This window comes from Solwaraspora sp. WMMD1047 (genome assembly GCF_029626155.1).
In the GTDB taxonomy this organism is placed as follows: Bacteria; Actinomycetota; Actinomycetes; order Mycobacteriales; family Micromonosporaceae; genus WMMD1047.
The window spans coordinates 7695685-7718330 of sequence record NZ_JARUBL010000001.1 but is presented as its reverse complement, the minus strand read 5'-3'; the positions used below and the strand labels follow the sequence as shown (position 1 = coordinate 7718330).

The 22646-nt window shown below is 72.7% G+C and carries 22 protein-coding genes; 7 read left to right on the top strand and 15 right to left on the bottom strand.

Annotated elements, in window-relative coordinates; translation table 11 throughout:
• Window positions 1–13: 13 nt before the first annotated feature.
• The 5 genes from O7627_RS35170 to O7627_RS35150 all read right to left on the bottom strand — a co-directional run bounded on the left by O7627_RS35170 (window position 14) and on the right by O7627_RS35150 (window position 5341).
• Window positions 14–1264: an extracellular solute-binding protein gene (locus O7627_RS35170; RefSeq protein ID WP_278097745.1), complete on the bottom strand. Its 1251-nt coding sequence runs from the start codon at window positions 1262–1264 to the stop codon at window positions 14–16.
• A 99-nt stretch (window positions 1265–1363) separates the two neighbouring features.
• The gene (locus tag O7627_RS35165; RefSeq protein ID WP_278097744.1) at window positions 1364–1810 is read right to left on the bottom strand and encodes a hypothetical protein; all 447 of its coding nucleotides are present in this window, start codon (window positions 1808–1810) and stop codon (window positions 1364–1366) included.
• A 29-nt stretch (window positions 1811–1839) separates the two neighbouring features.
• A complete protein-coding gene (locus O7627_RS35160; protein WP_278097743.1) occupies window positions 1840–3399 on the bottom strand; it encodes an AMP-binding protein in 1560 nt (519 codons plus the stop codon).
• A 237-nt stretch (window positions 3400–3636) separates the two neighbouring features.
• Window positions 3637–4887 carry an acyl-CoA dehydrogenase family protein gene (locus O7627_RS35155; protein ID WP_278097742.1) on the bottom strand — a complete coding sequence of 417 codons (1251 nt, stop codon included), beginning with the start codon at window positions 4885–4887 and terminating at the stop codon, window positions 3637–3639.
• Between the two features lies 1 nt (window position 4888).
• Window positions 4889–5341, bottom strand: coding sequence for an SCP2 sterol-binding domain-containing protein (locus O7627_RS35150; protein ID WP_278097741.1), 453 nt, complete (start codon window positions 5339–5341; stop codon window positions 4889–4891).
• Window positions 5342–5416: 75 nt separating this feature from the next.
• Between O7627_RS35150 and O7627_RS35145 the strand changes: the two genes are divergently transcribed.
• Together O7627_RS35145 and O7627_RS35140 are read left to right on the top strand one after the other, a co-directional pair.
• The gene (locus tag O7627_RS35145) at window positions 5417–6100 is read left to right on the top strand and encodes a TetR/AcrR family transcriptional regulator (protein WP_278097740.1); all 684 of its coding nucleotides are present in this window, start codon (window positions 5417–5419) and stop codon (window positions 6098–6100) included.
• A gap of 11 nt (window positions 6101–6111) precedes the next feature.
• Window positions 6112–6693, top strand: coding sequence for a GNAT family N-acetyltransferase (locus O7627_RS35140; RefSeq protein ID WP_278097739.1), 582 nt, complete (start codon window positions 6112–6114; stop codon window positions 6691–6693).
• Here O7627_RS35140 and O7627_RS35135 read toward each other — a convergent pair whose 3' ends face one another.
• The 4 genes from O7627_RS35135 to O7627_RS35120 all read right to left on the bottom strand — a co-directional run bounded on the left by O7627_RS35135 (window position 6694) and on the right by O7627_RS35120 (window position 11828).
• Window positions 6694–7302: a DedA family protein gene (locus tag O7627_RS35135; RefSeq protein WP_278097738.1), complete on the bottom strand. Its 609-nt coding sequence runs from the start codon at window positions 7300–7302 to the stop codon at window positions 6694–6696.
• 113 nt (window positions 7303–7415) lie between these two features.
• Window positions 7416–9281, bottom strand: a complete 1866-nt coding sequence (locus O7627_RS35130) for a LamG-like jellyroll fold domain-containing protein (RefSeq protein WP_278097737.1) — start codon at window positions 9279–9281, stop codon at window positions 7416–7418.
• Window positions 9282–9483: 202 nt separating this feature from the next.
• Complete coding sequence (locus O7627_RS35125) at window positions 9484–10383, bottom strand: MaoC/PaaZ C-terminal domain-containing protein (protein WP_278097736.1); 900 nt, start codon at window positions 10381–10383, stop codon at window positions 9484–9486.
• Window positions 10384–10388: 5 nt separating this feature from the next.
• Complete coding sequence (locus tag O7627_RS35120; protein WP_278097735.1) at window positions 10389–11828, bottom strand: 3-oxoacyl-ACP reductase; 1440 nt, start codon at window positions 11826–11828, stop codon at window positions 10389–10391.
• A gap of 54 nt (window positions 11829–11882) precedes the next feature.
• Here O7627_RS35120 and O7627_RS35115 point away from each other — a divergent pair, with 54 nt between their 5' ends.
• Entirely contained in the window at window positions 11883–13178 is a 1296-nt protein-coding gene (locus O7627_RS35115) for an acetyl-CoA C-acetyltransferase (protein WP_278097734.1), read from the top strand.
• 133 nt (window positions 13179–13311) lie between these two features.
• On the opposite strand, the gene O7627_RS35110 is transcribed toward O7627_RS35115, so the two are convergent.
• Window positions 13312–13644 (bottom strand): metalloregulator ArsR/SmtB family transcription factor, encoded by a 333-nt coding sequence (locus O7627_RS35110; RefSeq protein WP_278097733.1) that lies wholly within the window; start codon window positions 13642–13644, stop codon window positions 13312–13314.
• Window positions 13645–13651: 7 nt separating this feature from the next.
• The gene (locus O7627_RS35105) at window positions 13652–14542 is read right to left on the bottom strand and encodes an SRPBCC domain-containing protein (RefSeq protein ID WP_278097732.1); all 891 of its coding nucleotides are present in this window, start codon (window positions 14540–14542) and stop codon (window positions 13652–13654) included.
• 196 nt (window positions 14543–14738) lie between these two features.
• On the opposite strand from O7627_RS35105, the gene O7627_RS35100 reads away from it, so the two are divergent.
• The gene (locus tag O7627_RS35100) at window positions 14739–15626 is read left to right on the top strand and encodes a hypothetical protein (RefSeq protein ID WP_278097731.1); all 888 of its coding nucleotides are present in this window, start codon (window positions 14739–14741) and stop codon (window positions 15624–15626) included.
• A gap of 10 nt (window positions 15627–15636) precedes the next feature.
• Here O7627_RS35100 and O7627_RS35095 read toward each other — a convergent pair whose 3' ends face one another.
• On the bottom strand, window positions 15637–16224 hold the full coding sequence (locus O7627_RS35095) for a hypothetical protein (RefSeq protein ID WP_278097730.1): 588 nt from the start codon (window positions 16222–16224) through the stop codon (window positions 15637–15639).
• Window positions 16225–16621: 397 nt separating this feature from the next.
• Between O7627_RS35095 and O7627_RS35090 the strand changes: the two genes are divergently transcribed.
• The gene (locus O7627_RS35090; RefSeq protein ID WP_278097729.1) at window positions 16622–17476 is read left to right on the top strand and encodes a helix-turn-helix transcriptional regulator; all 855 of its coding nucleotides are present in this window, start codon (window positions 16622–16624) and stop codon (window positions 17474–17476) included.
• A gap of 11 nt (window positions 17477–17487) precedes the next feature.
• Window positions 17488–17709 carry a DUF397 domain-containing protein gene (locus O7627_RS35085; RefSeq protein WP_278097728.1) on the top strand — a complete coding sequence of 74 codons (222 nt, stop codon included), beginning with the start codon at window positions 17488–17490 and terminating at the stop codon, window positions 17707–17709.
• Window positions 17710–17857: 148 nt separating this feature from the next.
• Here the strand turns inward: O7627_RS35085 and O7627_RS35080 are convergent, their stop codons facing one another.
• Genes O7627_RS35080 through O7627_RS35070 form a run of 3 tightly spaced genes read right to left on the bottom strand, consistent with a single transcriptional unit; the run spans window position 17858 to window position 20812 of the window.
• Window positions 17858–18874 carry a hypothetical protein gene (locus O7627_RS35080; protein ID WP_278097727.1) on the bottom strand — a complete coding sequence of 339 codons (1017 nt, stop codon included), beginning with the start codon at window positions 18872–18874 and terminating at the stop codon, window positions 17858–17860.
• Between the two features lie 44 nt (window positions 18875–18918).
• Complete coding sequence (locus O7627_RS35075; protein WP_278097726.1) at window positions 18919–20322, bottom strand: hypothetical protein; 1404 nt, start codon at window positions 20320–20322, stop codon at window positions 18919–18921.
• The gene (locus tag O7627_RS35070; protein WP_278097725.1) at window positions 20315–20812 is read right to left on the bottom strand and encodes a DUF6403 family protein; all 498 of its coding nucleotides are present in this window, start codon (window positions 20810–20812) and stop codon (window positions 20315–20317) included. Before O7627_RS35070 ends, O7627_RS35075 begins: the two co-directional genes overlap by 8 nt.
• A 157-nt stretch (window positions 20813–20969) precedes the next feature.
• On the opposite strand from O7627_RS35070, the gene O7627_RS35065 reads away from it, so the two are divergent.
• Window positions 20970–22610, top strand: coding sequence for a sugar ABC transporter permease (locus O7627_RS35065; RefSeq protein ID WP_278097724.1), 1641 nt, complete (start codon window positions 20970–20972; stop codon window positions 22608–22610).
• The last annotated feature ends 36 nt before the right edge of the window (window positions 22611–22646 follow it).

The following is a 22646-nucleotide window of genomic DNA, read 5'->3' as shown; positions in this document are numbered from 1 at the left end:
CCCTCCTCGGCGGTCAGCTGAGCGTCTCCACCAGCTCGGTGATGAAGCTCGACGACAAATCGTCTTCGGCGTGCAGGAACCGGTCGACGTTGCTGCGTAGGATGGCGGAGAACTCGCGGTAGCGCGGATGGACCGGCCGGGGCAGGGCCTTCTCCACGGCCTCCCGGACGGCGTCGAGGTGCGGGATCGGTGCCCGCAGATTCTCGCCGCTGTACGCCCCGATCACGGTGGGGGCGAGGCCGTGCGCGGCGAGGATCCGCTGCGCCCCGAGGCTGGTGGCGAACTGGACGAACTCCCGGGCCTGCGCGACGTGTGGCGACGAGGAGACGACCGCCAGGCTCTGGCCGCCGAGAATCCCCACGTCCAGTGGCTGGACCCGGATTCGGCCGGCGCGGACATCGGGGTTGCCCAGCTGCTGCAGCTCGCGGTATTTCACCGGCCAGTTGCGCATGTACCGGGCGGTGGCGTCGGGCCGGCCGAACTCGTCCCGGGTCTCGGCCTCGCTGCCGACCGCCAGGACCCGGTTCCGGGCGATGGCCTCCCTGAGCGGCGTCAGCGCGTCCTTCCACAGCTGCTCGTCCCGGTAGACCCGGTCCGCCTGGCTGGCCGCGTTCTCCTCGGCGAAGTCGTTGAGGGCGGCGGGGCGGACCGAGCAGGCGTGCTCCAGCACGTTCACCACGAAGCCCTCGTGGTGGGCCGACACCGTCGAGCGCAACTGTCCCACGAACTCGCGTGAGCCGTCGGGAATCTCGGCGTAGAGGTCCGCGAGGCTCCGGAACGAAACCTCGGCCCGCTCGTCGTCGACGCGGGTGAAGAGCATGCCGACGTCAGCGTTGAAGGGCGCGGCCCAGTAGGCTTCGTCGCTGCCGGGCACCCGACTGATCGTCCGCAGTGGCTCGACGAGCTGCCCACCGTCCATCGGGATCGGATCGATCAATCCGTCCCGGGCGAACTGGGGTACGTCGATGATGTCGAGGTTGACCAGGTCCGTCTCGCCGTTCTGGGCCTTGGCCAGCATCACCCGCCACTCGTCCCCCGAGCCGCTGGCCACCACTTCGGTGCGGATGATGCTTCTCGGGTGCGCCTGATTCCACAGCGAGATCAGCAGGTCCCGGGCGCCGGTCGAGTCCTCGCCGGTGGTGAGTCGCAACTCGACCGACGGAAGCGAGCGGCCGCCCGGCACCAGATAGATGCCGACCGCGCTGAACGCGCCGGTTGCCAGCACACCACTGAGGAATGCCCGTCGCGAGACCTGATCCGGCATGGCGGCGGATCCCCTCAGATGCGATGGCCGGGACAGTCGGTCGACTCTGAACTGAATCAGAGATTACACCGACTGTTTACGGCCCGCCGCGGGCCGAGGTCAGGGCTGAGCGGTGGTCGCCGGGTACGGGGTGACCGGACCGCCGCGGGTGATCAGGAACTCGACGTCGTAGCGGCCCGGCAGCAACCGGCGGGCCAACTCGACGTCGGGAGTGGTCAGATCGATCCCGCTGCCGTCGTGTCGGGGCCCGAACGTCGAGATCCGCAACCCCTGCTCGCGCCAGTACGCGTCGTCGGACCGGAGCTGATCCACAACGGAGAGCAGCTCACGTTCCGAGTATCGGGCATCGTGGACGGTTACCGGCAGCCCGGCCATCAGGTGGTGCAGCGCCGTGTCGAGGGCCGGCGACGGTCGCCGGTAGACGACCAGACCCTGCCCGTCCGATTCGAGCGCCACGCCCGTGTACGACTCGGGAAAACTGGACCTTCCGAACGCCTCGATCGCGCTCGCCGCCTCGCTCAGCCGCTGCGATTCTGCAAATTCCACGCGTGCCTCCTCAATGGTCTGGCTCCGCGTCATCCAGCGTATCTGCGCAGCTCCCGAGCGAGAACCTTGCCGGTGGCATTACGCGGCAGGGAGGTCAAAAATGCGACATCCCGGGGTACGCAGAATCGGGCCCGATAGTGCCGTACGTAGGCCCGTACGTCGTCCGGATCCAACCGTTCGCCCGGGTGCAGCACGAGGTAGGCGGCGAGTCGTTGGCCGTACTCGTCGTCGGGGACCCCGATCACGGCCACCTCGCGTACCTGGGGCAGGCCGGCGAGCAGGTCCTCGACGTCGGCGGGGAAGACGTTCTCGCCGCCGGAGACGATCATGTCGTCGGCCCGTCCGCCGACGAAGAGCAGCCCGTCGGTGTCGAGGTGGCCGAGGTCGCCGGTGCCGAGCAGCCCGTCCCGGGTCGGCCGGGCGGCCCCGGAGGTGTAGCCGTCGAAGAGCATCTCGTTGCCGACGAAGATCTGCCCGACCTGGCCGGCGGGCACCGGCCGGCCGGCCGGGTCGAGGATGCGCAGCCGGGTGCCGTGTGGCGCCCGGCCGGCGGTGTTCGGGGCCCGGCGCAGGTCGGCCGGGGTGGCGATGGAGGCCCAGGAGACCTCGGTCGACCCGTACAGGTTGTAGAGCACGTCGCCGTAGGCGTCCATGAACCGGGTGGCCAGGCCGCCGGCCAGCGCCGAGCCGCTGACCGCGACCACCCGCAGCGGGGTCCGGCCCGGCGGCGGGACCTCCAACAGGCGTTGCAGCATCACCGGCACGGCGAACAGCGCCGTGCAGCGGTGCCGCTCGATCGCCGCCAGGGTGGCCGCCGGCTCGAACCGGCGCCGCAGCACCACGGTGGCCCGCAGCGCGAAGGCGACCTGCAGCGCGGCGTACCCCCAGGTGTGGAAGACCGGGGCGACGATCATCATCCGCTCGCGGGCGTGCAGCGGGATCCGGTCAATGATCGCCGCCAGCGGCCCGAAACCGCTCGGGGTACGCCGCCGGGCACCCTTCGGGGCACCGGTGGTGCCGGAGGTGAGCACGATCGTCCGGCCGTCCCGGTCCGGTGGTGCCAGGTCGCCGGGGGGCGTGCCGGCGACCAACTCGGCGTGCCGGCGCTCGTCGACCCGGTGCACCCCGGCCGGCAGGTTCACCGCCAGCGCGGCGAACTCGTCGTCGTGCAGCAGCACCCGCAGCCCCTGCTCCTGGGCGACCGTGTCGAGCTGCGGACCGGACAGCCCGGTGTTGACGAGCACCGGGTCGGCGCCGAGCAGGGCCCCGGCCACCATCGCCTCGACCGTCCCGGCGTGGTTGCGTCCGAGGACGCCGATCCGGTCGCCGGCCTCGACGCCGAGCGCGCCGTGCAGCGCCCGGGCCAGTCGTTGCGAGCGGTCCAGCAGCTCCCGGTAGCTGATCTCCCCGCGCCGCTCGTCGATGAGCGCGACCCGGTCCGGGTCCCGCACGGCGGCCTGCCGCAGCTCGCCGGCGAGGCTGTAACCCCAGTTTCGCAGCGCGGCGAGCTGGGCCAGTACCCGCCCCGGCGGCCCCGGCCTGAGCAGGCCGCGACGGGTCAGGGTGGCGACCAGGAACGGCAGGTCCATGGCGAACCTCTACCTCTCAGCGCGCTTCGGTGAGCGGACGTCTGGTAGTCCCGCCTTACGGCCGGACGGTCCCGGGCTGACCGGCGGGTGCCGTGCCGGGTTGACGCTCCACGGCCACCTGCCCGCGTACGCGGCCTCTGGTTGGCTCCACGTTCTCGGCCGCCCCCTGGTTCACCAGGGCCGTTGTCCGCGCTCGCCCCGCCGCGGGCCCGGCGGTCGGACCCGCGGCGGGGCGGGTCAGCGGAGCTGCTGGCCGGAGATGGCCCGGGAGATCACCAGTCGCTGGATCTCCGAGGTGCCCTCGAAGATCGTGTAGATCTTGGCGTCCCGGTACCAGCGTTCGACCGGGTGGTCGCGGACGAATCCGGCGCCGCCGAGGATCTGCACCGCCTGACCGGTGACCGCGACCGCCACCTCGCCGGCCTTGAGCTTCGACATCGACCCCTCGCCGGCCAGGAACGGCCGATTGTTGCGGCCCATCCAGGCGGCCCGCCAGACCAGCAGCCGGGCGGCGTCGATCTCCATCCGCATGTCGGCCAGGGCGAAGGCGATGGCCTGGTTGGTGATGATCGGCCGGCCGAACTGGATCCGCTCGCTGGCGTAGTCGAGGGCGTACTCGTAGGCGGCCCGGGCGACGCCGATCGCCTGCGCCCCGACGGTCGGCCGGGACAGCTCGAAGGTCCGCATCGCGGCCTGCCCCGAGCCGGCCTGCCCGGACCCGGTCGCGGCCCGGTCACCGCCGGCCTGCCGGGCGCGGGCGCGGGCCAGCCGTTCGAGCAGCGCCTCCCGGCCGCCGAGCAGGCAGCGCCCCGGCACCCGGACGTCGTCGAGGAAGACGTCGGCGGTGTGCGAGGCCCGCAGCCCGAGCTTGTGCAGCTTGCGGCTGCCGGCCAGGCCCGGGGTGCCGGGCGGCACCACGAAGGCGGCCTGGCCGCGCGAGCCGAGTTCGGGTTCGACCGAGGCGGTGACCACGTGTACGCCGGCGATCCCACCGTTCGTGGCGTACGCCTTCTGCCCGGTGAGCACCCACTCGTCGGTGGCCTCGTCGTAGCGGGCCCGGGTGCGCATCGCGGCCACGTCGGAGCCGGCCTCCGGCTCGGTGGTGCAGAACGCCGCGACGGCCGGCTGATCGACGGTGCCGTAACACTGCGGTACCCACTCCAGCATCTGGTCGGGGGTGCCGGTGCCGTAGATGGCGGCCACCGCGAGGGTGGTGCCGAAGATGCTCATGCCGATCCCGGCGTCGCCCCAGAAGAGCTCCTCGCTGGCGATCGGCAGGGACAGCCCGCTCGGGTCGGCCCAGCAGTTGGCGACGAACTCGAAGCCGTACAGTCCGATTTTGGCGGCCTCCGCGATGATCGGCCAGGGGGTCTCCTCGCGGGCGTCCCAGTCGGCCGCGGCCGGGCGCACGACGTCGGCGGCGAAGCCGTGCACCCAGTCCCGCAGGTCCCGCTGGTCCTCGGTCAGGTCGAGCGAGAACTCGGCCACGTCAGGCCTTGGGGATGTCGAACAGGTTCGCGATGTTGGCGGCCAGGCCGAGGTCGCCCTTTGCCTTCAGCTTGCCCGTCATGAACATCATCACCGGGTTCGCGCCACCGGAGACGATCTTCAGGAACTCGACCGGGCCCATGGTGAGGGAGAGCTTCGGGTCGCGCTCGGGGGTCGGCGGCACCGTGCAGGTGCCGTTCTCGATGACGATCTCGTAGGTGTCGGAGCCGCCGTCCGGCCGCCCGGTGATGGTCCAGTGGATCACCGCGTTGGTCGAGCCGGCCCGGTCGGCCCGGAACAGCGTGGGCATCCGGGAGAACACCGCGTCGAGGATCTTGCCACGCTTGTCGCTCGCCATCACCTCGGCGATCTGCGCGTCCGGGGTGGACTTGACGAGCTTGGCGAACTGCGCGGGGTCGACCGAGTCGAACGTGGCCGGGTCGAAGTCAGTCATGGCGGTCAACCTTCCGGACGGGAGATTTCTGGTTACTGGTGCGTAACCTTACGCAGGAGTAGGTATGCTCGCAAGATGTCCGGTCCGCCCGCCGCCCACCAGTCTGCCGCTCCGGCGCGACCGGCCTTCAAGCGGCTGCCACGCGCCGTCCGGGAGCAGCAGATGCTGGACGCCGCCGTCACGATCTTCTCCCGGCACGGCTTCCACCCGGCCAGCGTCGACGACATCGCCGCCCTCGCCGGAATCTCCAAGCCGATGGTCTACGCCTACCTGGGCACCAAGGAGGAGCTCTTCGTCGCCTGCCTGCACCGGGAAGGCACCCGGATGATGTCGGCGATCGGCGCCTCGATCGACCCGGACCTGGCGCCCGACGACCAACTGTGGCGCGGGTTGCGGGCGTTCTTCGGCTTCGTCGGCGCGCACCGGGACGGCTGGGCGGTGCTCTACCGCCAGGCCCGCGGCGAGCGCCCGTTCGCCGACGAGCTGGCCACCCTGCGGGACCGGATCGTCCAGGTGGTGACCGGCATGCTGGGCGGGCTGCTCCGGCGCGCGGCGCCCGACCGGGCCGCCGACGTCACCGAGACGGACCTGGAGGTCATGGCGTACGCCCTTGTCGGCGCGGCCGAGTCGCTGGCGGACTGGCTCTGCGACCACCCCGACGCCGAACCGGACCGGATGGCCACCCGGATGATGAACATCGCCTGGCTGGGCGCCGACCGCCTGCTGCGGGGCGAGCTGTGGCGACCGGCCCCCCGGTAACGTCCAACCGCATGGAACAGCCCCTCGGATCAACACCCGACCGGCCCACCGCCACCCGGGCGACCCCGGCCGACCGGGCCGCCGTCGTCGACACGGTGGTCGCGGCCTTCGCGACCGACCCGGCCTTCCGGTACTTCTTCCCCACCGACGCGGACTACCGCCGGCAGGCCCCGATCTTCGCCGGCTACCTCTTCGACCGGCGGGTCGGCGGCGGCAGCGTCTGGATCGTCGAGGGCGGCGCCTCGGTGGCGATGTGGGAGCCACCGGCCACGCCCGCTGCCGACGTGGCACTCGACCTGCCCGCCGAGGTGACGGACCGGCTCACCGCGTTCGACCGCCCGGTCCGGGCGGCGCTGCCGGCCACCCCGTTCTGGTACCTGGGCATCCTGGCCACCCACCCGGCTCACGCCGGCCGGCGGTGGGGCCGGGAGGTGATGACCGCCGGCCTGCGCGAAGCCGCCGCCGCCGGCCTGCCCGCCTACCTGGAGACCGCCACCGAACGCAACGTGGGCATCTACCGCCGGGCCGGCTGGCGGGTGACCGCCGAACTGACCTCCGGCGGCCTGCCGGTCTGGGTGCTGGCCCACGGCTAGTCACCCCACCCGGGTCAGGGCGCGCTGCCGTAGGTAACGGACCAGCTCCACCACCAGCGTCACGCCCATCGCGATGCCGATCCCGAGCAGCAGCCCGCGCAGCGGATCATTCTCGAACGCCACCCCGCCGAAGTAGCCGACAAGCGCCGAGTAGCACCCCCAGGAGACCGCGGCCAGCACGTCGAAGAGGAGGAATGTCCGCCACGGGAACCCGACCGCGCCCATGGTGAGGGTGACCGTGGTCCGCCCCCCGGGGATGTAGCGCGCCACGACGAGCATCAGACCGCCACGCCGCGCCACCTCCCGCCCGGCCCACCGGAACGCCGCCGCCCGCCGGCTGCCCTCCGGCGCCCGGCTCAGCAGCCGGGTGCCGGAGAACCGACCGATGAGGTACGAGACGTGGTCGCCGACCAGCGCGCCGGCCGCCGCCACCGCGATCACCCAGCCCAGGTCCGGCTGACCCGTGGCGGCGAAGACGCCGGCCGTGATCACCGCCGTCTCGCTGGGCACCGCCGGGAAGAACCCGTCGATCACCGCGATCGCGAAGATCGCCGGGTAGATCCAGGCGGAGGCCATGGCCGAGTGGAGCAGATCGAGGACGACTTCCATCGTTCCGATGCTTGTCGACGCCGGTGAACCGCACATCGGTGGTGAACCAACGCCGATCCCTGATTTCGGTTAAGGATGTCCCCCGATCCGGGTATCGGGGTGGTCGGAACCGGTCAGCCGGCCGGCGTGAGGAATTCGGCCGGCCGCAGCGCCCGGGCCGCGATCCGGACGTCGCCGATCCAGCCGTAGAAGCCCTGCCCGAAACGCTCGGCGAACTGGGTGCCACCGAGCACGAACGGCTTGCCGAGGGTGGTGATGCCCTTCGACGGCTGGGTCGGGTTCCGGGCGATCTTCGAACCGTCGACGTACACGATGGTGTGCCGGCCGTCGTTCACCACCGCCAGGTGCATCCACCGCCCGACCGGCAGGGCATGGCTCCACGAGGTCGGGTCCGCGTCCCGGTCCACCGGGTAGACCACGTACTGCAGGAACCGCTCACCCGACAGGTTCAGGCTGCAGGTGGGTTCGTCCGGCGACCAGCCGCTGGTCTTGCCCGCGTCGCCGGCGCGCCCCTCCCAGCTCAGGATGCCCATCCAGGCGTGGTCGCCGACGAACGGGTCGGGCAGCTTGACGAACGCCTCGATGGTGTAGCCGGAGTCGAACGACATGCTGTTGATCGGCGCGCCCGGAGCGGCCCGCAGCACCGCGCCCCGGTCGGGTCCTTTGCCCCCGTCGAAGCGCAGGCTGGCGTGGGCGGGCTGGCCCGGGTGGTGCTCCGGCGACCAGGTCAGGGTCTCGGGCGGGCTGGCGTGCAGCAGTTGCACGGTCAGGTCGTTGCCCCGGCCGGTCAGGTCCCGGGCCACGGCCCCGGCCGGCACCGGCGTCCCGGCCGTCCCGGCCGCGGCCAACCCGGACAGGTCGAACCGCCAGTACGCCACCGTCCCCCGGGGCAGTACCGTCGCCGGTGGACGCGGAGCCGGCGGCACCACCGGTGCGAAACCCGCGAACCGGGCCGGGAAGTCCAGTTCCAGGCTGAACCGGTCCACCGGCCCGGTCAGCTCGACGTTCTCGGCCGCGAGCGGTGCGCGGCGGGCGGGATCCTTGGCCAGGAACCACGGCGCGAACGTCTCGACGTCGATGACCTTCCGCACCAGGTCGAACGAGTAGAGCCGGATCATTCCCGCGCCGCCGTAGTACCGGTCCTGGTAGTTGACCACGTGGACGTGCACGTCGTGGCCGGCGTCGTTGGTCAGCACCGTCCGGCCCGGCGGCCAGTAGTGCCCGTTGAGGGTCAGGAAGATCTGGTCGTTGCCCCGGATCAGCCGGTCCCAGAGCCGCCGCCCGTGGTCGGAGAGCTGCCCCTGACCGGCGCCGTCGGCCCAGGCCAGGTCGTGGGTGGTGAGGATGGCCGGCAGGGTGGGATGCGCGTCGAGCACGCCCTGCGCCCACTGCAGCCCCCGGTCCGAGGCGCGCCAGTCCAGCGCCAGCACCAGCCAGCTCCGGCCGCCGGCGGAGAGCACGTGGAAGCTGTGGTAGCCGTCCGGCGAGGCGCCGCCGAAGGTGGGCATGCCGGCGTACCGGTTCGGCCCGAACGCCCGCAGGTAGGCGCTGTCGCCGCGCTGGTCGTCGGTGTTGGACCGGATGTCGTGGTTGCCGGCGAGCACGCTGTAGGGCACCTTGCCGTCCAGCGTCCGGAAGGTCTGGTCGGCGAGCGAGATCTCCTCCTCGGTGCCGTGCTCGGTCACGTCGCCGAGGTGGGTCATGAACGCGATGTTCGCCTCGGCCCGGGACTGCGCGAGGTAGCGGAACGTCGCCTTCAGCGGCTCCGGGTCGGAGCTGTCCGCGTCGAAGAGGTACTGGGTGTCGGGCAGCACCGCGATCGCGAAGCGCGGGCTGCCCGGATCGAACGGCCCGCGGGCCGCCAGCGCGGGTGCCGGTTCGCCGGCCAGTAGGGATGCCGAGGCGGCCACCGCGGGTGCTGCGAGGGTTGCTCCCAGCAGCGTGCGGCGCCCGAGTCCCGGCTGGTGAACGTGGTCCATGTTGCCTCCTCGATCGCTGTGCGAGGGCGACCCTCGCGGGCAGCGATGACGAGGCGGTAGCGGGCGACCCAACACCCGCTGCCCAGCACCGGAATCCTCGCCGGACCGGCCCGGCGTCGGGCACTGCCGGCGCCAGGGGCGCGGTCGGCCGGAGGGGGCCGGCCGGCGTCCGGGCGGTCTGGGCGTCCGGGCGGTCTGGGTGTCAGGGGCCGGGGTGGGCGGCAGGGGCCGGGGTGGCGGCGATCGTGCCGGCCAGGTGCGGTCGTCCCGAGCGGGCGGCGTGCAGGCCGAAGGCCCAGCCGGCACCGACCGGGGTCCGCGCGGCGCCGAACTCCACCGTCGACGGCAGCGGCAACGGCACCTTGAACGCGACCTCCACCGTGTACGCGTCCGGGAGCCGGCCCTCCAGCGCGGCCAGGCAGCGGGCCTTGCTCCACATGCCGTGCGCGATCGGCGCGCCGAAGCCGAGCAGTCGGGCGCCGAGCCGGGAGGTGTGGATCGGGTTGTGGTCGCCGGAGACCCGCGCGTAGTCCGTACCGGTGCGTCGCTCGACCCGCCACCGGGCGGACGGGGCCGGCGGCGCCGGGCGGTCACCCTGGTCGCGCCGCTCACCGCCGCCGGCGGCGCGCTCCCTGCTCAGGTACGTCGAGACGCCGCGCCAGACCACCGCACCGCCGACCGAGGCGGTGGCGATCACGTCGAGTTGCCGCCCCCTGGGGTGCGGGCGCAGGTCCGCCGCGCGCACCGACAGGTCCAGCCGCTCGGCGGCGTCGATCGGCCGGTGCACGGTGATCCGGTTCGCCAGGTGCACCAGCCCGACCAGCGGAAACGGGAAGTCGGCGGCGGTCATCAACCGCAGCGCCACCGGGAACGCCATGATGTGCGGGAACGTCGCCGGCAGCGCGTCGGTCAGCCGGAACCCACAGACCCGGTCGTAGTCGGCCAGCCGGTCCCGGTCGACGGCGCAGCCCCGGACGGTCAGCTCGACGTCCGGCAGCGTCATCGGCCGACGCGGCCGACCCGGCCGCGGCACCAGCCCGATCGCGGCCCGCCGGTACAGCGGCCCGGCGGCCGGCAGCGCGGGCAGCTCCGTTACGTCCATCGGCGTCACGCTCCCAGCAGGCTCTGGCCGCAGACCCGGACCACATTGCCGGTCACCCCGGCCGAGGCCGGCGCGGCGAACCAGGCGATCGTCTCGGCCACGTCGACCGGCAGGCCGCCCTGCGCCAGGCTGTTCATCCGCCGGCCGGCCTGCCGCAGCAGCACCGGGATCCGGGCGGTCAGCCGGGTCTCGATGAAACCGGGCGCCACCGCGTTGACGGTGATGCCCCGGTCGGCGAGCAGCGGCGCCATCGACTGGACCAGCCCGATCACGCCCGCCTTCGAGGTGGCGTAGTTGGTCTGGCCCCGGTTGCCGGCGATCCCGGCGATCGAGGAGACCCCGATCAGCCGGCCGGTGCGGGAGATCAGGTCGCGCGCCAGCAGGACGTCGTTGATCCGCTCCTGGCTGGCGAGGTTGACGTCGAGGACGGCGTCCCAGCCGGCGGCGTCCATCCGGGCGATGGTGCGGTCCCGGGTGATGCCGGCGTTGTGCACCACCACGTCGACCCGGCCGTGCCAGCTCGCCAGGTGGTCGGCGAGCCGGGTGGGCGCGTCCGGCGCGGTCAGGTCGAGCTGCACCGCCGTACCCTCGACGGAGTTGGCCACGGCGGCGAGCGCGTCGCCCGCGGCGGGCATGTCGAGCGCCACCACATGGGCGCCGTCGCGGGCCAGCACCTCGGCGACGGCCGCGCCGATCCCGCGGGCCGCGCCGGTGACCAGCGCGATCCGCCCGGCCAGCGGGCGGTCCCAGTCGGTGGCCGGGACGGCGCCGGGGCCGATCCGGATGACCTGACCGGAGACGTAGGCGGACCGGCCGGAGAGCAGGAACCGCAGGGTGGACTCGACGGCGTCCTCGGCGCCGGGGGCGACGTACACCAGCTGGGCGGTGGTACCCCGGCCGAACTCCTTGCCGATGCTGCGGGTCAGTCCTTCCAGGGCGCGCTGGGCGGTGGCGGCCCGCGGCCCGTCGGCCTGCTCCGGCGGGGTGCCGAAGACGATCACCCGGCCGGATGGCAGCAGCGCGCGGGCGTAGGCGTGGAAGAAGTCGTAGAGCGGCCGCAGCGCCGTCGAGTCGGTGACTCCGGACGCGTCGAAGAGCAGCGCACCGTGCCGGATGTCGTCGCCCGGTGCGTGCCCGCCGCCGGCCGCCGGTGCGCTGTCGCGAACGTCGCCGCTGGCGGTGCCGGCGCGGCCCGCGCCCCCGGTGTCGCTGGCGCCCTCGCCCCCGGTGTTGCCGGTGCGGACCTCGATACCGGTGGCGGTGAGCAGTTTGGCGACCGGGTCGCGTAGCCGGCCGCCGGGGGCGGCGCCGAGCAGGACCGGGCCGGTGGTGAGCGGGTCGCCCGGGTGGTGCCGCCGCAGCCGGGGCGGATCGGGCAGGCCGAGCCGCCTGACCAGAGCCCGGCCGGGGCCGGAGTGGGCGAAGCTCGCGTACCTGTCGCTCATAGGCGTAGCCTACTCGTGGGTAGGTTAGAGGCAAGCCGTGTTCTGGAGGCAACTGTGGAAACCGTGCGTCGGGTAGCGATCATCGGCGGCAACCGGATCCCGTTCGCGCGGTCCAACGGCCGCTACGCCAACGCGTCCAACCAGGACATGCTCACCGCCGCGCTGGACGGTCTGGTGGCCCGCTTCGGGCTGGCCGGGCAGCGGCTCGGCGAGGTGGTCGCCGGGGCGGTGCTCAAGCACTCCCGGGACTTCAACCTGACCCGCGAGGTGGTGCTCGGCTCCCGGCTCGACCCGCACACCCCCGCGTACGACATCCAGCAGGCCTGTGGCACCGGCCTGGAGGCGGTGATCCTGGTCGCCAACAAGATCGCGCTGGGGCAGATCGACGCCGGGGTGGCGGCCGGGGTGGACACCACGAGCGACGCCCCGCTGGCGGTCAACGAGGAGCTGCGCCGCACGCTGCTGCGGATCAACTCGGCCCGGACCGTGGGGGCGCGGCTGCGGGCCGCCGCCGGGCTGCGCCCGTCGCAGCCGTTCCGGCCGGAGGTGCCGCGCAACGCCGAGCCGCGTACCGGGCTGTCGATGGGGGAGCACGCCGCCATCACCGCGCGGCGCTGGAACGTCGGCCGGACCGCCCAGGACGAGTTGGCGCTCCGCTCGCACCAGCGGCTGGCCGCCGCGTACGACCGGGGGTTCTTCGACGACCTGGTCACGCCGTACCTGGGGCTGACCCGGGACCAGAACCTGCGGCCGGACACCACGCTGGAGAAGCTGGGCCGGCTCAAGCCGGTCTTCGGCACCCGGGGGCCGGACGCCGATCAGGCCACCATGACCGCCGGCAACTCGTCGCCGCTCACCGATGGCGCCTCGGCGGTGCTGCTCGCCGCGCCGGAGTGGGCCGCCGAGCGGAACCTGCCGGTGCTGGCGTACTTCTCCTACTCCGAGGTGGCCGCCGTGGACTACGTGCACGGCGACGAGGGGCTGCTGATGGCCCCGGCGTACGCGGTGCCCCGGTTGCTGGCGCGGGCCGGCGGGTTGGCGCTGCAGGACTTCGACTTCTACGAGATCCACGAGGCGTTCGCCTCCCAGGTGCTGGCCACCCTGGCGGCCTGGGAGTCGCCGGAGTTCTGCAAGGACCGGCTCGGTCTGGACTCACCGCTGGGCGCGATCGACCCGGATCGGCTCAACGTCAACGGCTCGTCGCTGGCCGCCGGCCACCCGTTCGCCGCCACCGGCGGCCGGATCGTCGCCACCCTGGCCAAGCTGCTCGCCGAGCGCGGCGAGGGCCGCGGCCTGATCTCCATCTGCGCCGCCGGCGGCCAAGGCGTAACCGCCATCCTCGAACGCTGATCTGCCCCGGATGCGGTCGCTTCCCCCATCCGGGGCGGTGACCTCGTCGGGCGCCACCGCGCTCGGCTATTCCATGATCGTTAGTCGCCCACCCGTAATTTGGGGCCGAAAACTACGGGTGAGCGACTAACGATCATGAGGCGGGGTCGGTTGTGGACTCGGCCAGGGACTTGATGTGGGACAGGCGGCGGTCCCAGGCGGTGGCGAGGTGGGTGAGGTCGCGGGCCAGGGCGGTGAGGCGGGCGCCGATGGGGTGGTAGCGGAGTTCGCGGCCGTGCCGTTCGACGTCGACCAGGCCGGCGGCGCGGAGCACCTCCAGGTGTTTGACGATCGCCTGCCGGGAGATCGGGAACTCCTCGGCGAGCGCCGACGCGGACGCCGGCGCGTGGCCGATCCGGACCAGGATTGCCCACCGGGTGTCGTCGGCGAGCGCGGCGAAGACCGGGGTGGGTGTGGGGGTGGTCATCGCGCGCTCAGCCGGCGGTGAGCGTGGACCGCAGGTGCTGGCCGAGCGCGGCCAGGCCGCCCTCCCAGCCGGTGACCTCGGTTGCCGCGTTCTCGGGTGCGGCGCCGAAGCGTGGGTCGAGGGCGTCGAAGCCGGTCTGGGTGACGGTGAGCAGGCAGCCGTTCCCCGACTTCTTCAGCCGGAACGTGACGAGCGTGCTGGCGTGTTCGGCCGGCTCGATGTCCGGCGCGGCGGCGATCCGGTACGCGAACAGCCACGGCTCGTCCACCTCGACGACCTCGCCGCGGAAGGTGCCGTGCTCGGCCCAGCGCAGCTCCATCGCCGACCCGGGCACCGGGTCGAAGCTGGCGCCGTCGAAGGCGTACCAGGTGGCGAAGTGTTCGGGGCGGGTGAGGATCGGCCAGACCTGCTCCGGCGGGGCGGCGAGATAGCTGGCCCGCTGCACCGAGCGGGAGTCGAGGTGGGACCGGGCCGCCGCCAGCTCGGCCTGCCAGCCGTCGAGGTTGTCGGCGAGGCGGCGGCGCCGCTCCTCGGCGGTGCCGGGCAGCGTGGCGAACCCGCTCTCGGCCACCCGCAGGGTGACGCCGCCGGCCGGGTTCTCGTCGATCCAGAACTCGATGAGCGTGGAACCCTCCGGTCGCGGTTCGCCGCCGGGCTCGTCGATCAGGCAGCGGTACGCCGCGTAGCGGGGCGGGTCGAGCCGTTCCGTGCGGATCGGAAAGTCGCCGTACACCGGGTCGCGCACGATGTGCAGGTCGTCGGCGCGGCGCTCGACCTCCTGCTCGAAGATCGCCCCGTCGTTGATGAACCACCCCGGCCTGGTGATCAGCTCCCAGACCCGCGAGGCGGGTGCGTCGATGTCGATGTCGCGTTCGATCCGATCCAACTCGTCGCTCACGGCCGGCCCCTCTCCCGGAGTTATCTGCAACCAGAGAATTGCAGATAGCCGGATGATGTGCAACCCCAGAGTTGCGGTCGGGGGAGGGTTGGCGGTCCGGGGCGGCCCTGACCGGGCCGTGACCTGACCCTGACAGGTCGACCTCACGCTTGGCGCGGACCGGTGACCGGCACCGGCCGGATGTGGAGGACGACAGATGACACCGAAGACAACCGCCGGCTGGCGGCACCGGGCAGCCCGAGCCGCCGTGCTGGTGCTCGCGGCCGGAAGCCTCGCCGCCGGGATCACCGAACCGGCCTCGGCGAGCGTGGTCCGGCAGCCGCTGACCGGCCTGGAACTGGTCAGCTACACGACCGTCTCGAACAGCGACCCGTGGTTCAAGTTCGCCTCCAAGACCTGCCCGAACAACAAAACCGTCGTCGGGACCGGATGGTCGACGAACCCGTCGACGTCGCAACTGCGGCTGCAGTTCCTCAAACCGTACGAGCACAGCGTGACCGCCCAGGTGTTCGAGGCATACAGCGGCTACGACTCGCCGTGGAGCCTCACCGTGTACGCGATGTGCGCCGACCGGCCGCCGGGCTGGTCGCTGACCAGCACCACGGACACGACGGACTCGGACGACTACCACAGCGCCTACGTCGACTGCCCCGGCACGACCGTGCCGCTTGCCGGGGGCGTCGAGCACATGGTCCCCCACGGGCAGGCGGTCGTCACCGACATCGACATCGATTTGACCGGTGTTCGCGCCTCGGCCTACGAGCACGAGGACGGCTACGACGACGACTGGTGGGTCCGCGCCTACGCGATCTGCGCCGACCCACCCACCGGCTGGGAGCTGCGCAGCAGCAGCAACCAGACCGCGTACCCGACGACGAGCGAAACCGTCGGCTGCTCGGCGAACCGGACCGCGATCGGCGCCGGCGCCGACCTGAACGGCGCGTACGGCGAAGTGGTGCTGAAGAGCCTCAAGACCTTTGCGTACGGCGGCGGCGAGTACGCGATGGCGACGGCGAGCGAGGACGCGACCGGCGCACCCGACACCTGGACGTTCACCACGGACGTGATCTGCGTCGATCAGTGACCCTCGGTTCTCAGGTGCCGGTCGGCGGCGGGTGTTGGCGGGCCCAGCCGACGAACCGGTGGTACGCCAGTTCGGGTGGTAGGTCCTGGAGGTCGAAGGATGCCTCGGTCAGGCAGAGACCGAGGTAGAGCAGCAGGGAGAACCGGTCGTTCCGGTACCGGGCGAGCAGGTTCGCGCGGCGGTCCGGACAGGGCCACTCCCGGCGGCAGTTCAGGCAGAGCCAGCTCGGCCGGGCCGCGATGTGCGGCCCGGCCGGGCCGCTGGGGTAAGCGGCCGACAGCTCGTTCGGCCGGCCCGGCGACCCGTCGGGTCGGCCCGGTCGGTCCAGGGCCAGCCAGCGGATGCTCGACCGAGGGGACGGCAGGACGCGTACCGCGTCGAGCCGGACCAGGACGCGGCGCTGACGCAGGCGTACCCGGAGGTCTGGTTGTCGAAGTTGGACGCCGCGCAGGTGCAGCCAGACGCCGTCGGTGTGCCGCTCCCGCGCACCCACCTCGACGACCGACAGGGTGAGCCGGCCGATCCCGGCGTGGTAGTGCCCCTCAGCCACGGTCACCACGTCGCCGACGCGGATGGCCGGCAGCCGGCGGTTCCGCATGCGAGTTCCTCCCTTGGTGGGGCGGGCGCGCGGGGTCCGGCCGGCGCCGTATTGCCGTACGGCGATGGGGACGTGCGCCCGCCCCGGTTGGCGAGGGCGCCGGCTGCGGAAACGGCACGGCCCGGTCGGGTACGGCGGGCCTGCGCGGGACGACGTCCGGGTGGTACACAGGTACGGAGTCGTCGCCGGTGCGCGATCCCAGTGATCGGCGCCCCTTCGACTCGGCGACGGACCGGGGCGGGAAACATTGCTGCCACGCGAGGAACCCACCCCGGTCCGTCCTCTGTAGATCACCTCCGGTAGTCGACTAGACACCCAGGATGCCTGCCGTAATCCTCTTTGGCAATATTGCCTAGCGAGTTTTCTTCCTCCATGATGGGCATGGAGAGGAGTGGCGATGGCGGATCATCGGGTCGCGACCCTGCGCGCCCAGTGGCTCGGAAGCGAGCTCAGGGAGATGCGCGAGCAGGCCGGTCTGACCCTCAAGGAGGTCGGGGAGTTCCTGCGGCGCAATCCCTCGACGGTGAGCCGGTTCGAGTCCGGGCTCATGCCGACAAGGGTCGCCGAGGTGCTGGCCTACCTGGACATCTGCGGCGTCGACGACCCGAAGCGACGCGACGCGCTCAAGAAGATGAGCCAGGAGCTCTTCCAGAAGGGATGGTGGGACGGATACACCGGCGACGTGGCGGGCGAGCTGATCGACCGCATCTGGCTGGAGAGCCGAGCCACCGCCATCTGCTACTTCTCCACGGTGGTCGTCCCTGGTTTGCTGCAGACCCGCGAATACGCCGAGGCGATCATCAGGACGGCCAACGGCGCTGGCAATGACGAGCAGATCGAACGGTGGATCGAGTTGCGGATGGCTCGGCAACGGCTGCTCGACCGGGACGAGCCCTTGGAACTCAAGGCACTCCTGGACGAGTCCGTGGCGAGACGTCTCGTGGGCGGAACGGCGACGATGCGCGCGCAACTGGCACACCTTGTGAGCATCGCCAGCCGGTCCGGCTTCGAGATCCGGGTGCTGCCGTTCAGTGCCGGCGCCCACGCCAGTCCGGATGGACCGTTCGACATCCTGCGCATGGCCGAGCCTTACCCGGATGCCGCTGCCATGCACACTCCGGCCGGCGCCGTCTACGTCGAGGCGGAGAAGGCCGCCGATCTCGTCTCCCGCTACCATCAGCTCTGCGACACTGCGCTCTCACCTGGCGACACAGTCGCGTTCCTCTCAGAGTTGGTTGCCGAGATGGAGTGAGTGGAATGTCCATGCGAACTGCGACACCCGCCCCCCGGGTGGCCTGGCATGTCAGCTCCCGGAGCGAGGGCGGCAGCGGCAACTGTGTCGAGGCGGGGCCGGTGTTGGATGGCAGTGGTCGGGTGGCGGTGCGCGACACGTATGACCGCGGTGGGCCGGTGCTGGTCTATCGGTCCGCCGGCTGGACCGCCTTCCTCACCGCTGTCCGCTCCGGCGTCCTCGCCCGTCCCTGACTCCACGAGTTTCCGGTCCCCGGCGCCACGATCCGGCCACCAGGTGAACGCCAGTTACCCTACGACGCAGTTTTAGGGTAACTGGCGTTCACCTCGTGCGGCCGATGAGCGGGCGGCGGCGGGCCGAGGTGCGGCGAGCGGGGGGAGCTTACGGGGCAGAAGTGTGCAAATGGCGGCAGCGGGTGGTCAGCTCCTCGACGTGCGTGGATAGGCGGTCGAGGTCGGCGTCGGACGGGTCGCCGTCACGGGTGGTGAGGTCGTCGAGCAGGCCGGCGTAATCGGCGGCGAGTTGGCGGAACTCGACGGCCCGGGAGACGGTGGCCGGCAGCGTCCCGAACCGGCGGTCCAGGTCCATGATCTGCTGGGCGAGCACGGCGGTCGCGGCGGCCAGCTCGCTGCGCCTGTCGGCGGCCGCCTCCCGGCGGGCCTGCCGGTTCGCGGCCAGCCGGCCGGCCCGCCGGGCACCCACCCACGCCACCGTCGCACCCACCACCACGGCGCACACGGCGGCCACCGCGACCAGGAAGCGGGGCAGCGACGGGCTGATGCTGCGGGCGCCGTCGGGGACCGTGCCGGCGCGTACCAGCAGGTCGTAGTTGACGGCGATCACCTTCATCGCCGCCAGCGGATCGTCCACGAACCCGTCGACACCCCGGCCGATGATCGACTCGGCGACGAACGCGCGGCCGAAGTTCTCGTCGTCGCGCTCGGGCAGCAGCGCGCAGCCGTACCTGTCGAACTCGTCGCCGTCACGGGCGAGCAGCAGCACGACCGTGCCGTCGGCGGCGCTCTTCACGTCGTCGCAGCCGTCCCGCAGCGAGGCGCCCGGCTCCAGGATGACCACCACCAGCCGCCGGTTGCCGATGATCCGTTCGGCGGCGGCCTCGTCCAGGTCGACACCGGGCGCCGCGTACACGGCGGAGGAGCGCACGTCGCGGGCGATCGCGTTGTCCAGGATGCCGCCGGACCAGAGCGCCCACCCGGCCAGCACCAGGCAGCCGAGGACGGCGAACCCGAACGGGGTGCCGACGAATCGACCCAGCCGGCCGACCAGCTTCGACCGGCGGCCGGCCGACCCGGTCGCCCGCCCGGCCGACCCGGTCGCCCGCCCGGCCGACCCGGTCGCCCGCCCGGCCGACCCGGTCGTCTGGCCGGTCGCGGCCAATGCCCGTCGCCGTTGCCGCGCGGTCCTCTTCCCGCCGGACCGGGTCACGACAGCCGCCCCCGCAGGTAGGCGCTCGGGCGGTACGCGGGGATCGCCATCGTGCGGGCGGCGGCGTCCAATTCCGCCTCCGCGTCGGCCAGCAGGCGGCGTACCTGGCTGGCCGGCAGCCGCTCGTCCAGCGCCTCCCGGGCCGCGCCCAGCGCCGCGATGCCCCGGACCAGCGCCGGGTCGCTGCGCCGGTCGGTGAGCAGCGACATCTCCACCGCCAGCGCGGTCAGCCCGGCCAACCGCGACGACACCCCGGGGCCGCGGACCACCGGCGCGGCGAGGCCCGCGACGCGCGGCAACGACCGCACCGACAAGATCAGGAACACGAGTACGCAGCCAGCGAAGATCCACGGCAGCGCGGGCAACGCCACCCGCAGCGGGTCGAACGGCCGGTACGGCAGCGGCCGCTCGAAGACGCCGGCGTACCGGATCTCGGTGACCCGGTCGAGCCAGGCGCCGAGCACGTTGTCCTGCGGGTAGGCGTACCGGCTGAGCCGATCGCCGAACTGGGCGTAGAAGGTGGCCGCGGCGATGTCGGCGAACTGTTCCGCCTCCGGGCCGTGGTATTCGACCCAGGAGCCGTAGAGCACCACGATCGGGGTGTCCGGGAAGAGCCCCGCGAGCGCCGGCCCGTACCGGGGCAGCGGCTCGCCCGGCGCCTGGTAGGGCAGCGCGACATACCGGGCGCCGGCGGGAAACGCCGCCGCGGCCGCCTTTTCGGGTACGCCGGTCAGGGTGGCGCCGGGCGCGACGTGCCGCCCGTGGGCGCGCAGGTCGGCGGCGACGGCCGCGAGTTCGGCGGGTGCCGGGTCCCGCCAGGTCAGCGGGTCGACGTCGGGTGGGGTGGGCCGGTCCCGCAGGTTGGCGATCAGCGCGACCAGGGAACCGGTCACGTCGTGGGTGGCGAACCGGGCCCGCCAGCTCGGGATCGTGTCGGGGACGGCCTGGTAGATGCCGCCGCTGACCTCGGTGCCGACGACCCGCACGGTGGCGTTCTCGACGTCGCGGATCAGGTCCCGTTCCGCCTTGTCCAGGCCGGGCGGCGCCACCAGGATCCGGGTGTCGGAGTCGCCGATCACCTCGCGTACCTGTTGCTCGTCCCAGGTGGCGACGGCGCCCGGCAGCCGGACGACCGGTTCGGCCGCGACGAGTGCCGTCATCTCGGCGACCGACGGCACGCTCGCGTCGGTCAGCTCGCCGGCCGACCCCTCCGGGATGGCGGCGGTGGCCGGCGACTCGCCGTAGCTGACGTCGGTGCTCTGCCGCTGCGCGACCAGGAACACCACCAGCACGAGCACGGCGACGCCGAGCAGCGTCCAGCGCAGCGGCTCCGCCCAGCGGGCGGCCCGCCGCCGCCAGCCACGGGATGCACCGCTCCGGCCCGTCACCGCTTCAGCCACCGCTGGCCTCCCGGTCACCGCTGGCCTCCCGGTCACCGGCGGGCTCCCGGTCACCGGCGGGCTCGCGGCCGCCGGGGGTTGGCTGGTTACCGGTGGCGTCGCGCCAGGGCTGGTCGGGCTGCTGACGGCGGACGGGGGTCGGCTGCTCGTCGGTGGCGAGGCGCCAGAGCTGGTCGGCCTGGCGGGCGTGTTCGATGGCGCTGTGGGCGGCGGCGTCACCGCCGCGGTCGGCGGCGATCAGTTCGGCGCGCGCGAGGAGCCGGTCGGCCTCCGGGACCGGGACCGCGGCGGCGTCCCGGCTGATCGTCGCGCTGGAGATCGCGGCCCGCGCGGTGGACCAGGCGATCCGCCGCGCCCGCCGGCGGTCCCGCAACCGGGGGGCCAGCGCCGAGCCGAAACCGGCGGCCAGCAGCACCACGCCACCACCCGCCCAGATCAGCCAGGACCACCCCATCCGGTACGCCTCTTCCGACTCGCTCGGTCCGTCCAACCGCGTGCGGTGGGCGCCGCGCTCGGCCGCGCCAACCCATCCCACCTGGGAGAGTACGGCCAGCCGGCGACCTTCGCGATCTTGCCCGACCGGCCTTGCACGGCGGCCCTAACCTCGACGGCGTCCGCCGCCGACCGTCGAACCAGGGAGTTTGTCGATGACCGACCCCGCAACCGGGCAACCGACCGCGGGCCGCCCGGCCGTGCACCCGACGACCGCCGGAATGGAGCCGGCGGCCAGGATGATCGTGGGGCTGGCGCTGCTGCTGCCCGCCCTGATCGCGCTGGTCTGGTCCTACCTGCTGCCCTCGCTCGCCACCCTGCGGCGCAGCTTCCAGGATGGCAACCCGACGCGTGAGCCGGAGTCGGTGGGCACGGACAACTACCGGCAGCTGTTCGAGGAGGGGCTGGCCGGGCCGGTCGGGTTCGCCCTGCTGCTGGCTCTGCTGCCGCTGCTCTTCGCGCTGGTGGCCGCGCCACTGCTCGCGGTCGTCGCCGACCGGGCGGGTCCGCTCGCCCGCCGGGTCACCCGGGCGTTGCTCGCCCTGCCGCTGGCCGGGTACGCGCCGGTCGCCCTGTTGGTCTGCTGGCGGGCGGAGCGTCTCGAACCGGGCAGCCTCGCCGACCAACCCCGGGGCACGCTGATCTGGCTGGTGGCGGCCATCTCGTTCGGGCTGGTGGTGGCGGTGGCGACCACCTTGTTCCTGAGCGCGCTGCGGGGTCGGGCATCCGCCCCCGCCACAGTGGCGGCGCTGGCCACCGTCGGTGCCGTGGTGGGCCTCGGGGTGATCGCGGTGGTGCTGCAGAGCTTCACCGCACCCTGGCTGCTGACCAACGGCGGTCCGGCACGGTCCACGACGACACCGATGCTGGACGTGGTGAACCAGGGCTTCCGTACCTTCCGGTTCGGGCTGGGCTCCGCCTGGTCGGTGCTGCTGCTGGTCGTGCTCGGGCTGATGGGGCTGCTGGCGGTCGGGTTGCTGGTGGTCAGCCGGGCCCGGTTCGAGGTGCTGGCGAAGGAGAAGAGGTCGCCCACCGACGGCGCCAGCCGACTGATCAGCCGGGTGCTGCTCGTACCCGGGTTGGTGTTGTTCGTGGCCTTTGTTGGTTGGGTGCTCTGGCCCTGGCTCTACCGGGGTTCGGACGGCTCGTCGATCGACACGGGCGTCAGCCTGGGGACGGTGCTCGCGTACACCTGGTTGCCGACGTTCGTCGCGGCGACGCTGCCGGTCGCCCTGGCGGCGGCGGCCGGGTTCGGCATCGGCGGGTTGCGACCACTGGGCCGCTGGAGCGAGTTGCTGCTGCTGCCGTTCGCGCCGTGGCTCTTCGTCGGCACGGGCCCGCTGGTCCTGGACGGATTCCTCCGCGCGCAGGAGGCCGACCGGCTGAGCACGTTCCTCGGGATGGTGCCGCCGGGCTGGGTGTCGATTCCGGCGTTGGTCGGATTCACGCTCTTCTTCCGGGGCCAGCGGGGCAGCTGGCGGGCCGGCGCGGGCTTCGGCCGGTCGATGGTGCTGCCGGCGTTGCCGCTGCTGCTGCTGGTCGTCCTCGCGACTTGGCTGTGCCACGCGCAGTCGCTGCTCTGGCCGCTCGTCGTCGCGGTCGATCCGGACACGACGCCGGCGACGGTGACGGTGGCCCGGTACGCGGTCCAACAGCCCGAGGGGGTGGCCGCACTGGCCCGGGAGCTGATCCTGCCGCTGCCGATCTTCTTCGCCTTCCTGGTGGCCTTCGTCCTGCTGCAGATCAGCTACCTCGACCGGTTGGCCTTCCGGGTGGGGGCGAAGGACCACGAGTGAGGAAGGCGGCCCAGCGGACGTCGGCGGCCGACGTGT

What these genes read in the sequence shown, in the direction of transcription:
- O7627_RS35170 (WP_278097745.1), bottom strand. Translation starts at nt 1,264, where the DNA reads ATGCCGGATCAGGTCTCGCGACGGGCATTCCTCAGTGGTGTGCTGGCA.
- O7627_RS35160 (WP_278097743.1), bottom strand. Translation starts at nt 3,399, where the DNA reads ATGGACCTGCCGTTCCTGGTCGCCACCCTGACCCGTCGCGGCCTGCTC.
- O7627_RS35150 (WP_278097741.1), bottom strand. Translation starts at nt 5,341, where the DNA reads ATGACTGACTTCGACCCGGCCACGTTCGACTCGGTCGACCCCGCGCAG.
- O7627_RS35145 (WP_278097740.1), top strand. Translation starts at nt 5,417, where the DNA reads ATGTCCGGTCCGCCCGCCGCCCACCAGTCTGCCGCTCCGGCGCGACCG.
- O7627_RS35140 (WP_278097739.1), top strand. Translation starts at nt 6,112, where the DNA reads ATGGAACAGCCCCTCGGATCAACACCCGACCGGCCCACCGCCACCCGG.
- O7627_RS35135 (WP_278097738.1), bottom strand. Translation starts at nt 7,302, where the DNA reads ATGGAAGTCGTCCTCGATCTGCTCCACTCGGCCATGGCCTCCGCCTGG.
- O7627_RS35130 (WP_278097737.1), bottom strand. Translation starts at nt 9,281, where the DNA reads ATGGACCACGTTCACCAGCCGGGACTCGGGCGCCGCACGCTGCTGGGA.
- O7627_RS35125 (WP_278097736.1), bottom strand. Translation starts at nt 10,383, where the DNA reads ATGGACGTAACGGAGCTGCCCGCGCTGCCGGCCGCCGGGCCGCTGTAC.
- O7627_RS35120 (WP_278097735.1), bottom strand. Translation starts at nt 11,828, where the DNA reads ATGAGCGACAGGTACGCGAGCTTCGCCCACTCCGGCCCCGGCCGGGCT.
- O7627_RS35110 (WP_278097733.1), bottom strand. Translation starts at nt 13,644, where the DNA reads ATGACCACCCCCACACCCACCCCGGTCTTCGCCGCGCTCGCCGACGAC.
- O7627_RS35100 (WP_278097731.1), top strand. Translation starts at nt 14,739, where the DNA reads ATGACACCGAAGACAACCGCCGGCTGGCGGCACCGGGCAGCCCGAGCC.
- O7627_RS35095 (WP_278097730.1), bottom strand. Translation starts at nt 16,224, where the DNA reads ATGCGGAACCGCCGGCTGCCGGCCATCCGCGTCGGCGACGTGGTGACC.
- O7627_RS35090 (WP_278097729.1), top strand. Translation starts at nt 16,622, where the DNA reads ATGGCGGATCATCGGGTCGCGACCCTGCGCGCCCAGTGGCTCGGAAGC.
- O7627_RS35085 (WP_278097728.1), top strand. Translation starts at nt 17,488, where the DNA reads ATGCGAACTGCGACACCCGCCCCCCGGGTGGCCTGGCATGTCAGCTCC.
- O7627_RS35065 (WP_278097724.1), top strand. Translation starts at nt 20,970, where the DNA reads ATGACCGACCCCGCAACCGGGCAACCGACCGCGGGCCGCCCGGCCGTG.